9 protein-coding genes are annotated in these 12,449 nt (G+C 68.4%); 5 read left to right on the top strand and 4 right to left on the bottom strand.

The features are described 5' to 3' along the window. Positions 1-41: 41 nt before the first annotated feature. The gene (locus BLV92_RS29690) at positions 42-1,037 is read right to left on the bottom strand and encodes an enolase C-terminal domain-like protein (RefSeq protein WP_425287927.1); all 996 of its coding nucleotides are present in this window, start codon (positions 1,035-1,037) and stop codon (positions 42-44) included. Between the two features lie 329 nt (positions 1,038-1,366). On the opposite strand from BLV92_RS29690, the gene BLV92_RS29685 reads away from it, so the two are divergent. After that, positions 1,367-2,278 carry a LysR substrate-binding domain-containing protein gene (locus tag BLV92_RS29685; protein WP_090552624.1) on the top strand — a complete coding sequence of 304 codons (912 nt, stop codon included), beginning with the start codon at positions 1,367-1,369 and terminating at the stop codon, positions 2,276-2,278. Between the two features lie 115 nt (positions 2,279-2,393). On the opposite strand, the gene BLV92_RS29680 is transcribed toward BLV92_RS29685, so the two are convergent. Beyond that, positions 2,394-5,417 (bottom strand): FAD-binding and (Fe-S)-binding domain-containing protein, encoded by a 3,024-nt coding sequence (locus tag BLV92_RS29680; protein ID WP_090552621.1) that lies wholly within the window; start codon positions 5,415-5,417, stop codon positions 2,394-2,396. 24 nt (positions 5,418-5,441) lie between these two features. Further along, complete coding sequence (locus BLV92_RS29675) at positions 5,442-6,662, bottom strand: pyridoxal-phosphate-dependent aminotransferase family protein (protein ID WP_090552619.1); 1,221 nt, start codon at positions 6,660-6,662, stop codon at positions 5,442-5,444. A gap of 147 nt (positions 6,663-6,809) precedes the next feature. Between BLV92_RS29675 and BLV92_RS29670 the strand changes: the two genes are divergently transcribed. The 4 genes from BLV92_RS29670 (at position 6,810) to BLV92_RS29655 (ending at position 11,317) form a co-directional block, all read left to right on the top strand. Then, on the top strand, positions 6,810-7,520 hold the full coding sequence (locus tag BLV92_RS29670) for a GntR family transcriptional regulator (protein ID WP_090552617.1): 711 nt from the start codon (positions 6,810-6,812) through the stop codon (positions 7,518-7,520). Positions 7,521-7,623: 103 nt separating this feature from the next. After that, the gene (locus tag BLV92_RS29665) at positions 7,624-8,022 is read left to right on the top strand and encodes a heme-binding protein (protein ID WP_090552614.1); all 399 of its coding nucleotides are present in this window, start codon (positions 7,624-7,626) and stop codon (positions 8,020-8,022) included. Positions 8,023-8,095: 73 nt separating this feature from the next. Further along, on the top strand, positions 8,096-10,270 hold the full coding sequence (locus tag BLV92_RS29660; RefSeq protein WP_090552611.1) for a malate synthase G: 2,175 nt from the start codon (positions 8,096-8,098) through the stop codon (positions 10,268-10,270). A gap of 150 nt (positions 10,271-10,420) precedes the next feature. Beyond that, entirely contained in the window at positions 10,421-11,317 is an 897-nt protein-coding gene (locus BLV92_RS29655) for a LysR family transcriptional regulator (RefSeq protein ID WP_090552609.1), read from the top strand. A gap of 71 nt (positions 11,318-11,388) precedes the next feature. Here BLV92_RS29655 and BLV92_RS29650 read toward each other — a convergent pair whose 3' ends face one another. After that, on the bottom strand, positions 11,389-12,435 hold the full coding sequence (locus BLV92_RS29650) for a substrate-binding domain-containing protein (protein WP_090552606.1): 1,047 nt from the start codon (positions 12,433-12,435) through the stop codon (positions 11,389-11,391). Positions 12,436-12,449 lie beyond the last annotated feature (14 nt).

Here is a 12,449-nt window from a genome sequence, read left to right as displayed (position 1 = left end):
ATGAATTTGATGAAGGATCAAACCGTATTCAACCGCGCCGGTCACAGCGCAAAACGCGCAACGGCCGCTTCGTTCCACGTCACGCCGCCGCCGGGTTCTTCGGATGGCGTGACGCAGCCGTCGACGACAATCGACGGATTGTCGAGCACGGCATCGGCGAGGCCGAAATACTCCAGGTAGTGCGCCGCCGGCGTGAGCGCGAGCAAATGCGCGCTCATCTCCTGATAGAAGTGATTCGATACCGGCACGCCGTTCGCCTCGCACACCGCCACGGCATCGAGCCAGCCGCCGATGCCGCCCACCTTCATCAGGTCCGGCATTGCGAGATCGGACGCATGGCGCGAGATCATCGTGCGGATGCCGCGCGGTCCCCAACTGTTCTCGCCGAGTTGCAGCGGCGTCTTCAGCGCCGCCGCGATCTGCGCGTGTCCGTCGAGGTCGTCGCACAACGTCGGCTCCTCGATCCAGGCCAGGCCCTCGCCGTCGAGCGCATGTCCCCGGCGGATCGCGTCGGACACGCCAAGCGCCTGGTTGTAGTCGACCATCAGTTCGACGTCGGGTCCGATCGCCGCGCGCACGCTTCGCACCACGTCGAGATCCTCGTTCAGCGTCGGATAGCCGATCTTGATCTTGATCGCGCGGAAGCCGGCGTCCACGCTTCGCGACGCGGCTTCGACCGCGCGTTCGCGCCCGTCCATGCCGAAGCTCGCATAGGCCGTGACGGCCGCCGGTTCGCCGCCGAGCAGACGGACGAGCGGCTGTCCGGCCACCCGCGCATGCGCATCCCAGAGCGCCATGTCGAGGCCCGCGAGCGCCATGTCGAGCAGTCCCGCGGTGTCGGGCAGCACAAAGCGGCTGCGCAGCTTGCGCATCAACGCTCTCGGCGCGAGAGGCTGTCCCGGCAGCAGCTTCGACACGTCCTCGAGCAGGCGCGCCAACGCGGGCAGCAGGATCGGGTTATACGCAAACACATACGCATGCCCCGCCACGCCGTGCGCCGTCACGACGTCCACCAGCGCGAGCGGCGCCGACGCCATCACGCCGCTCGCGGTGCGCAGCGGCGGCTCCAGCGGGACCATCACCGGCCGCACGTTCACGCTTTCCACGACGGAGATCGCGTCGCGCGGGCCTGCGGAACCCTGCTGGGTGAGGTTCATGGTGGTGTGCTCCGGTGCCGTGAATTTTGATCAGCTATTCTCAGGTGTCCGCCGTATGGCTGGAATGCCTGCCCCGCTTGATAATTTTTTGATCTCCGGTTGAAAATTATCGAATCGGTACGGCGCCCGGTCGCCGGTACCCTCCGCAAACACGAGGCTTGCCGGCTCCCGCTGCAATGCCTGCCCGCCGGCATTGTTCACCCATCGTCATGAAACGTTTCGCCCGCTTACCGCCGCTGCACTGCCTCATCGCCTTCGAGGCCGTCGCACGCCTCGGCTCCGGGACGCTCGCCGCCGCCGAACTGTCGGTCACGCCCAGCGCGATCAGCCACCGGATCAAGCAGCTTGAGGAAAGTCTCGGCGTCAGCCTGTTCAAGCGCACCGTCAACGAACTCAAGCTGACGTCGGCCGGGCTCGAATACCTGAGCGTCGTGCGCGAGTCGCTGGAGTCGCTGAGCCGCTATCCGGCCGGCAGCACGCCGGCGGGCGACCGCGTGCAGCTGCGCATTTCGTCGCCGCCGACGTTCGCCCGCCAGGTCATCGTGCCGAGACTGCAGTGCTTCCAGAAGCTGCAACCCGACGTGGACGTCGTGCTGCAGCTTTCGGTCCCGTTCGTGGGCCTGAAAGCGGACGACGCGGATCTGGAGATCCGGTTCGGCAGCGGCAGTTATCCGGGGCTGGAAGTGGCCGAACTCGTGAACGAGCCGGTCTTTCCCGCATGCAGTCCGGCTTATGTCGAGCGGCACGGTCCGTTCGACACGCCCGCCGATCTCGCGAAAGCCAACCTGCTGCGCTGCCCGATCGAGCCATGGCGGCCGTGGTTCAAGGCGGCGGGCGTGGAGCTTGCCGAGCCGGCCGTCGGCCCGCAGTTCGTCGACGTCGGATTGGCGGTCGAGGCGGCGCTTCACGGCCAGGGCGTCGCGCTGGCGCGCGAGCTGATGACGCAGTCGTGGCTCGACTGCGGCCTGCTGGTGCGGCTCTTCGATATCAGCGCGCGTGGACAGCACGCGTACTATGCCGCGTGGTCTGCGTCGTCGCCGCAGTTCACGTACATCGAGTCGTTCGTCTCGTGGCTGAAGGGGGAGCTGCGCGCGGCGGGCGGCGACGCGAAGCCGGCGTGAGCGGAGCAAGACACACTGCCTCCACCGCAATCGCTTCATGCGCAGGTAGCGGCCACGGGTCACGATTTGCATAGGCAACCGCAACCCGCGCCGCCGTGAGCAATCAGCAATCGGATCAAAGCGCCATTTCCAGCACGCGAGCCACATGCAGCGCGTCGCGCTGCGCGCCATCGTGAATCTGATGGCGGCAACTGGTGCCGTCCGCGACGATCAGGTCGCCCGCCCCGGCCTGGCGCACCGCCGGCAGCAGCGACAGTTCCGCCATCGCATTCGAGGTCTCGTAGTGCTCGGCCTCGTAGCCGAAGCTGCCCGCCATCCCGCAGCATGACGACTCGATCGGCCGCACGTCGAGTTCCGGAATCCAGCCGAGCACCGTCTGCACCGGACGGAACGCATCGAACGCCTTCTGGTGGCAATGCCCGTGGACCCACGCAACGCGCGCGTCCAGCGCGCGCAGCGGCAGGTTCAGGCGCCCCGCTTCGTTCTCGCGCACCAGAAACTCCTCGAACAGGAACGCCGACTGCGCCACCCGCCGCGCGTCCTCGCCATAACCGTACTGAAGAAACTCGTCGCGCAGCGACAGCAGGCACGACGGCTCCAGCCCGACGATCGGCACGCCGCGCTTCACATACGGCAGGAACGCGTCGAGCATGCGCCGCGCCTCGCTGCGCGCTTCGTCGACGAGCCCCGCCGCGAGAAACGTGCGGCCGCAGCACAGCGGCCGCTCGCCGTCCTTCGTGTTGAAGCGCACGGTGTAACCCGCGGCCTCCAGCACGCGCACGGCCGCGCGCGCGTTGCCGGGCTCGATGCCGTTGTTGAACGTGTCGACGAACAGCAGCACTTCACGCGCGCCGGCTGGTGCGGCAACGGCGGCCGCGCGTGCGCCGGCGTCCGCGAGGAACGGGCGTCTGAAACGCGGCAGCGAGCGTTGCGGCGCAAGCCCCAGCGCCCGCCTGAACGCGCGCGAGACGAACGGCACGTGGTCCGCCGCCGCCAGCAGCGCCGGCACGCGCGCGGCCGCCGCCGCGTAGCGCGGCATGAATGCAATGAGCTTCTCGCGCAGACGCAGGCCGTGGCGCTTCGCCCACGCGGCGCGCGCCTCGATCTTGAACTTCGCCATGTCGACGCCGGTCGGGCAATCGCGCCGGCAGCCCTTGCACGACACGCACAGGTCCAGCACCTCCTTCACCTCGGCGCTCGCGATGCCATCGTCGCCCAACTGGCCGGAAACGGCGAGCCGCAGCGTGTTCGCGCGCCCGCGCGTCACATGCTGCTCGTCGCGCGTGACGCGGTAGCTCGGGCACATCGTGCCCGCGTCGAACTTGCGGCAATGCCCGTTGTTGTTGCATATCTCGATCGCTTTCGCGAGCCCGCCGCTCAGGCTTTCGCCGGTGCCGGGCGGCGTCTCCTCGCCGCTGAGCGGATCGCGCTTCACGTTCCATGCGGACCAGTCCAGCACCGGCACGACCGGCAGTTCGCGATAGGTCGGCGGAAAGCGGAAGTTGCGGCTGTCGTCCATCTTCGGCGGCCGCACGATCTTGTCCGGATTGAAGCGGTTGTCCGGATCGAACAGCGCCTTGATCTCGGTGAACGCCTGATGGATCTTCGGGCCGTACTGCCACGCCACCCATTCGCCGCGGCACAGGCCGTCGCCGTGCTCGCCCGAATACGCGCCCTTGTATTCGCGCACCATCGCCGACGCCTCTTCGGCGATCGCGCGCATCTTGACCGCGCCGTCACGGCGCATGTCGAGAATCGGCCGCACGTGCAGCGTGCCGACGCTCGCATGCGCGTACCACGTGCCCTCGGTTCCGTGCCGGTGGAACACCTCGGTGAGCCGCGCCGTGTACTCGGCGAGATGTTCGAGCGGCACCGCGCAGTCCTCGATGAAGGACACCGGCTTGCCGTCGCCCTTCATGCTCATCATGATGTTGAGCCCCGCCTTGCGCACGTCCCACAGCGCCTTCTGCTCGCCGGCGCCGGGCATCTCCACGACGCTGCCGGGCAGGCCGAGATCGCCCATCAGTTCGACCAGTTGCCCGAGCCGCGCCAGCTGCGTGCCGCGATCCTCGCCCGCGAACTCGACCAGCAGGATCGCATCGGGCTCGCCGACCAGCGCCTTGCCGATGACCGGGCGAAACGCCGGGTTGTCGAGCGCGAGGCCGATCATCGTGCTGTCCACCAGTTCGACCGCCGCCGGCTGCAGCTTGACGATGTGCCGGGTGAGGCTCATCGCGTCGTAGAAGGTCGGGAAATTGACCACGCCGAGCGTCTTGTGCTTCGGCAGCGGCGCGAGCCTGAGCGTGAGCTGGCGGCTGAACGCGAGCGTGCCTTCCGCGCCGACCAGAATGTGCGCGAGGTTCGGGACGCCGTCGTCGGTGTACGCGCGCGGATTCAGACAGTCGAACAGGTCGAGGTTGTAGCCGGCCACGCGGCGCAGCACGCGCGGCACCCGTTCGGCCAGTTCGCCCCGCTCGCGCCGCGCGATCCGCGTCAGCCCGTCGACGATCTGCTTCATGCGCGCGCCGTCGGGCGGCGTGCCGAGCGGGCCGAAGTGCGCGTCGGTGCCGTCCGCGAGCAGCGCGTCGATGGCGGCGACGTTGTGCACCATGTTGCCGTATTCGATCGAGCGCGAGCCGCACGAGTTGTTGCCGGCCATGCCGCCGATCGTGCACTGCGCGCCCGTCGACACGTCGACCGGGAACCATAGCCCGTGCGGCTTGAGCCACGCGTTCAGATGGTCGAGCACGATGCCCGGCTCGACCGTCACGGTGCGCGCGTCGCGATCGAAATCGACGACGTTGTTCAGCCATTTCGACGTATCGACGACGAGCGCCTCGGCCACCGTCTGGCCGCACTGGCTCGTGCCCGCGCCGCGCGCGAGCACCGGCGCGCCCTCGCTGCGCGCCACGTCGAGCGCCGCGCGCAGGTCCTGCTGGTCGCGCGGCACCACGATGCCGAGCGGCGTGATCTGGTAGATCGACGCGTCGGTCGAATAACGGCCCCGGCTTGCCGCATCGAACAGCACGTCGCCGCGCAGCGCGCCGCGCAGACGGACCGCGAGCGGACTGGAGCGGCCCGACGCCGGAGGAACGAGGTGCACCGGTTTTGCAGCGAGATTCGAGGTGGGATGCGTCATGAGGGTCACCCGCAGAAAGGCCGGTCAGGCCGCGACCCGCCGGTCCGCCCCGGCGGCCGGTTCGCCGAAATACGCCGCCGCCGCGGCCAGGCCGCTTTGCGCTAACGGCACGCCGGCCAGCCGCAGCCCCATCTCGCAGCCGGCGAGCGCGGCCATCAGCGTGAGTTCGTTGCAGTCGCCGAGGTGGCCGATGCGGAACATGCGCCCCTTCATCTTGCCGAGGCCCGTGCCGAGCGACAGGTTGAAGCGCTCGTAGATCAGCTTGCGCACCGCGTCGGCGTCGACGCCGTCGGGCATCATCACGCCGGTCAGCACGGGGCTGTACACGGCGGCGTCCGCGCACTGGATCTCAAGGCCCCACGCGCGCACCGCCCGGCGGCATCCTTCCGCGAGCCGCTGGTGGCGCGCGAACACGTTGTCGAGGCCTTCGGCGAGGATCATGTCGATCGCCTCATGAAGCGCGTACAGCAGGTTCGTGTTCGGCGTGTACGGCCAGTAGCCGGTCCGGTTCGCGTCGATGATCTCCTGCCAGCCCCAGTAGCTGCGCGGCAGCGTCGCCGTCTCGCTCGCCGCCAGCGCCTTCGGCGACACCGCGTTGAAGCTGATGCCCGGCGGCAGCATCAGGCCTTTCTGCGAGCCGGACACCGTGACGTCCACGCCCCATTCGTCATGGCGGTAATCGGCGCACGCGAGACTCGAAATCGTGTCGACCATGAAGAGCGCCGGGTGGCCGGCGGCGTCGATCGCGCGGCGCACCGCCGCGATGTCCGAGGTCACGCCCGTGGACGTCTCGTTATGGACGACGCAGACCGCCTTGATCCGCTGGTCCGTGTCCGCGCGCAGGCGCGCCTCGATCATGTCGGCGCGCACGCCGTTGCGCCAGCCGTCGATGCCCGGCAGGCCGAGGAACTCGGGCTTGAGCCCGAGGCTTTCGGCCATCTTCTTCCACAGCGTGGCGAAGTGGCCGGTTTCGAACATCAGCACGGCGTCGCCCGGGTTCAGCGTGTTAGTCAGCGCCGCTTCCCATGCGCCGGTGCCGGACGCGCCGTAGATCACGACCGGATGCCGGGTCTTGAAGATCTGGCGGATTCCGTCGAGCACCTTCAGGCCGAGCGCGCCGAATTCGGGGCCGCGGTGGTCGATGGTCGGATAACTCATCGCGCGCAGCAGCCGGTCGGGCACCGGGCTCGGCCCCGGAATCTGCAGGAAATGACGGCCGGCCGGATGGAAATCGAGTGTCAGCATGGAGGGCTCTCCCGTTTGAATATTGCATGCAAAATTCTATTTCCCATGCTACGTGCCGCTGGCTCCGATTAGAAATCCTCGTTTACCCGGCATATTAGCCGAAATTAGACGGTGATAAGATTCGTCCAATCGAATATGGAGTATTGCATGCAAAATTACGCGACTGACGGACAGGCGGAAACGCCCGTGATCGCCAAACTCGAACGCCCGCGCCTGCACGACACGGTGGTCGAGCAGTTGCGGCGGCTGATCGTCGAGGGGGTGCTCACGCCGGGCATGAAGCTGAACGAGCGCGAACTGTGCGAAACCCTGGGCATCTCGCGCACGCCGCTGCGCGAGGCGCTGAAAGCGCTCGAAGTGGACGGCCTGATCGAGATCATTCCCAATCGCGGCGCGTTCGTGCGGACGATGTCCGAGCGCGAACTGCGCGAAAATTTCGAGCTGATGAGCGGGCTAGAAGCCCTTTCGGGCGAACTGGCGTGCCTGCGCATCACCGAACGCGACATCGCGGAAATTCGCGAACTGCATTACGCCATGCTAGCCTGCCGGGTCCGCAACGATCTCGCCGGGTATTACAGTCGCAACCAGGCGATCCACGACCGGATCAACGAGGCCGCCGGCAACCAGGCGCTGCGCGACGTGTACGTCGCGATCAACCGCCGGCTCCAGGCGGCGCGTTTTCGCTCGAACTTTCAGAGTACGAAATGGGACCACGCAATCGACGATCACGAAGCCATGCTGAAGGCGCTCGACGCGCGCGACGGCAAGCGGCTGGCCGCCGTCCTGCGCCAGCATCTGCTCGACAAGCGCGACGCGGTGCTTCAGCAGGTCCCGGCTGACAGCGCGATGAAAGCCTGAGCCGAAGGCGAAAGCTCACAAAACGGCCGCAAAACGCGGCCCCCTCACAGGCGGGACTCCCCCGCTCCACCACCCGCAGTCCGATTCGCAAGGAGATTAAAACGTGCAAAGCAAGCCCATTCTGACGGTCACCGAAACGACGCGCATCATCGAGGCCGCCCGCGCGGAAGCCGAACGCAACCAGTGGCTGGTGGCGATCGCCGTCGTCGACGACGGCGGCCACCCGCTCGGCGTGCTGCGCCTCGACGGCTGCGCGCCGATCGGCGCGTACATCGCGACCGAGAAGGCCCGCACCGCCGCGCTCGGCCGCCGCGAGACGAAGCAGTACGAGGACATGATCAATGGTGGACGGACCGCCTTTCTCAGCGCGCCGCTTGCTGGTACGCTCGAAGGCGGCATCCCGGTGATCGTGGACGGCCAGGTGGTCGGCGCAGTCGGCGTATCCGGCGTGAAGCCCGACCAGGACGCCCAGATCGCCCGTGCCGGCGTGCAAAGCGTATAACCGGCCGCCCCCGCGCACCGCATCGCACGCGCATGACCGCCCCCCAGCCCTTGTCGCCAGTAAAGACCGACCCATGACACAGATGACCGACCGAGGCAGCCTGAAAGTGGCCGCCGTCCTTGAAGAGTTCGTCGAGAAGGAAGCCCTGCCCGGCACCGGCGTAGACAGCGCCGCGTTCTGGACCGGATTCGACGCGATCGTGCATGACCTCGCGCCGAAGAACCGCGCGCTGCTCGCCGAGCGCGACCGGCTGCAACGCGACCTCGACGACTGGCACCGCGCGAACCCCGGCCCGGTGCGCGACCTGCGCGCGTACCGCGCCTTCCTCGAAGGCATCGGCTACATCGTGCCGGCGCCGGCCAGCGTGCGGGCGACGACCGACCACGTCGACACCGAGATCGCCTCGCAGGCCGGCCCGCAGCTCGTCGTGCCGCTGTCCAACGCGCGTTATGCGCTGAACGCCGCGAATGCGCGCTGGGGCAGCCTCTACGACGCGCTGTACGGCACCGACGCGATCCCCGAAACCGGCGACGCCGCGCGCGGCGCGTCGTTCAATCCGGCGCGCGGCGCGCTGGTGATCGCCCGCGCCCGCGCGTTCCTCGACGGCGCGGCGCCGCTCGCGACCGGCTCCCATGCCGACGCGACCGGTTATGCGGTCGAAAACGGCCAGCTCGCCGTGCAGACCGCGAGCGGCGCCGTCGCGCTGAAGACGCCCGCGCAGTTCGTCGGCTTCCAGGGCGACGCGGCCGCGCCGTCGGCCCTGCTGCTCCGGCACAACGGCCTGCACTTCGAAATCCAGATCGACGCGAACGACCCGATCGGCAGGACCGACGCGGCGCACGTGAAGGACGTGCTGCTCGAAGCCGCCGTCACGACGATCATCGACTGCGAGGACTCGGTGGCCGCGGTGGACGCCGACGACAAGGTGCAGCTGTACCGCAACTGGCTCGGGCTGATGACCGGCACGCTGAGCGAATCGGTGACGAAGAACGGCAAGACCTTCACGCGCCGCCTGAACCCGGACCGCGAATACCGCACGCCGGACGGCTCGACGCTGACGCTGCACGGCCGCTCGCTGCTGTTCATCCGCAACGTCGGCCATCTGATGACGAACCCGGCGGTGCTCGACCGCGACGGCCGCGAGATTCCCGAAGGCATTCTCGACGCGGTGCTGACGACGCTGTGCGCGCTGCACGACCGCCAGCACCAGCTCAATTCGCGCACCGGCTCGATCTACATCGTGAAGCCGAAGATGCACGGCCCGCTCGAAGTCGCGTTCGCGAACGAACTGTTCGGCCGCGTCGAGGACCTGTTCGGCCTCGCGCGCAACACGCTGAAGATGGGGATCATGGACGAGGAGCGCCGCACGAGCGTGAACCTGCTCGCGTCGATCGCCGAGGCGTCCGCGCGCGTCGCGTTCATCAACACGGGTTTTCTCGACCGCACCGGCGACGAGATGCACACGTCGATGGAAGCCGGCCCGATGCTGCGCAAGGGCGACATGAAGACCACGCCGTGGATCACCGCGTACGAGCGCAGCAACGTGCTGGTCGGCCTCGCCGCGGGGCTGCGCGGCCGCGCGCAGATCGGCAAGGGCATGTGGGCGATGCCGGACCTGATGCACGCGATGCTCGAACAGAAGATCGCGCATCCGAAGGCCGGCGCGAACACCGCCTGGGTGCCGTCGCCGACCGCCGCGACGCTGCACGCGCTGCACTACCACCAGGTCGACGTGCAGGCCGTCCAGCAGGAACTCGAAAAGATCGACTACGCGAGCGTGCGCGACGAACTGCTCGACGGCCTGCTGACGATCCCGGTCGTCGAAAAGGCGAACTGGAACGCCGACGAGATCCGCCAGGAACTGGACAACAACGCGCAGGGCATTCTCGGTTACGTGGTGCGCTGGGTCGACCAGGGCGTCGGCTGCTCGAAGGTGCCGGACATCAACGACGTCGGGCTGATGGAGGACCGCGCGACGCTGCGCATATCGAGCCAGCACATCGCGAACTGGCTGCATCACGGCGTCGTCACGCGCGAGCAGGTCGAGGACACGTTCCGCCGCATGGCGAAGGTGGTCGACGGACAGAACGCGGGTGATCCGGAGTACCGGCCGATGGCGCCGGACTTCGATGCGTCGCTCGCGTTCGAGGCCGCGTGCGCGCTGGTGTTCGAAGGCCGCGCGCAGCCGAGCGGCTATACCGAGCCGCTGCTGCACAAGTTCCGCCTCGCGTTGAAGGCGCAGGGCTGACGGCGGCGTTGGCCGCGAGGCCCACGTCCGCTGGATCGCATCTCCCGCAGGCCGGCTTCGAGCCGCAACGGTTCGGAACCGGCCCGCGTTCGCAACCCGGCGCGCGCCGTGCCGGCACGCAGAAATCGCCGCGGCAACCGCTTGCGCCCGATGAATCTTGAAATCCGTCACCTGCACTGCATCCTGGCCGTCGCGCGGCATCTGCATTTCGCGCGCGCGGCGGACGAACTGGGCATCGCACCGCCGTCGCTGACGAAGCAGATCCAGGACGCCGAACGCCTGCTGAAGTTTCGGCTGTTCGAGCGCACCCGCCGCTCGGTGTCGCTGACGGCCGCCGGCGAAGCGTATATCCCCGCAGCGGCCGCCGCGCTCGCACAGCTCGAACAGGCGCGCGAACTCGGGCTGCTCGCGGAGCGCGGACAACTCGGGCGCATCCGGATCGGCTATATCGTGTCGGCTGCGTTCGCCGGCGTGATGCGCAAGACCGTGACGGAGTTTCGCCGGCTGCACCCGCTGATCGACATCGAGGTCGCCGAGATACCGATGGACGAGATTCCGGGACGCCTCGTGGACCGGCGGATCGACGTCGCGTACGTGAGGCCGCCGATGCGCTACCCGGAAGAGTTGCAGGCCACCCGCGTGCAGCAGGACGAGTTCGTCGTCGCGCTGCCGGAAGATTCCGCGCTGGCTTCGCAGCAGGTCATCGCCCCGCAGCAGTTGCGCGACGCGCAGTTCGCCGTGCCCGAGCAGGAGTCCGGCACGGCGGAAGTCGCGCGGCGCGGCCGCTTCTCGCCGCGGATCGCGCTGCGGCCCGGCCCGCTGATCGCCGTGCTCGCGAGCGTGTCGCTCGGCGAGACGGTCGCGATCATTCCCGCCGCGCTGAGCGCGTGCGTGTCGCTGCCGGGCGTCGTCTACCGGCCGCTGGCCGGCAAGCCGATCCCGTCGGAACTTGCGCTGCTGTATCGACGGCACGAGCGCTCGCGGGCCGTGCGCGCGTTCCTGCAGTATGTGCGCGGCGAAGTCGAACGGGGGACGGCGCGAAGCTGAACGGCGCTGGTGGACCGGCCGAGGGTGTGCGGACGATTAGCTTAGCCTGCCACGACCACCGGCACGCTGTCTCAATCGTTCGCGTCCGGAATCCACGCCGCACGCACGACATCCGCGCGGCGGAACGCGCCGAACTTCGCGCCGAGTTCCGCGACGTTGTGAATGTCGTTCTTCACGAGGTCGTCGCGCGTAATCAGCGTCGGCTTCACCTCGATGCGATGCCCCGGGTCCTGCCCCGCGACCAGCAGCGCCGCCGCGCGCACCGACACCGCGCCGACGACGGCCGGATTCGTCGCCGCCGTCGCGACCCACGGGCTGCCCGGCGCGCGAATCGCCTCGATGTCCGCCGTCGAGATGTCCGCGCTGTAGATGCGCAGCTTCGACGCGATGCCGGCCTCGTCCGCCGCGAGCTTCGCGCCGCGCGCGAACTCGTCGTACGGCGCGAACACCACGCGCACGTCCGGATGCGCGCGATACGCGGCCCCCGCCTGGTTCGCGACCGACTGCGCGATCGGATTGTCGACGGTGCCGAACCGCGCGACCTCCTTCACGCCCGGATGCGCGGCCTTGAACGACTGCCACACCGCGTCGCGACGGTCGAGCGGCGCGAACCCCGCCACGTACACGTACGCCGCATTGAATGCGGCTCCGTTGTCCTTCACCGCCTGGTTCAGCAGCAGCGTCGCGAGGTCGTGGTCGCTCTGCTCGATCTGCGGCACCTTCGGGTTCGCCAGATCGACGTCGAACGCCACGACCTTGATCCCCTTGTCGAGCGCGGTCTGCACGACGTCCTTCAGCGACTCCGGCAGCCCGTGATTCACGATGATCGCGGACACGCCGACGTTGATCGCCTGCTGGATCTGATCGCGCTGCTGCGTCGCGTCCTGGCGTCCTTCGTAGATCCGCAGATCGATGCCGAGCGCCTTCGCCTGCTTCTGCGCGCCGGCCTCGTAGGCCTGGAAGAAGTCGCCGGTGGACAGGTAGTTCACGAGCGCGATCTTCACGCCGCCGCGATCGAACGGCGCGGGCGCGTTGGCCAGGCCGGTCGCCGCGTGAACGGAAAGGCTTGCGGCGAGCGAGGCCGCGATTGCGAAGCTGCGAAACAGTTTGTCGATCATGGGCAGGGGTCGAT

The organism is Paraburkholderia caballeronis (assembly GCF_900104845.1).
Classification (GTDB): Bacteria; Pseudomonadota; Gammaproteobacteria; order Burkholderiales; family Burkholderiaceae; genus Paraburkholderia; species Paraburkholderia caballeronis.
The sequence above is the reverse complement of the archived record's forward strand: the minus strand, read 5'-3'. Positions and strand labels throughout refer to the sequence as shown.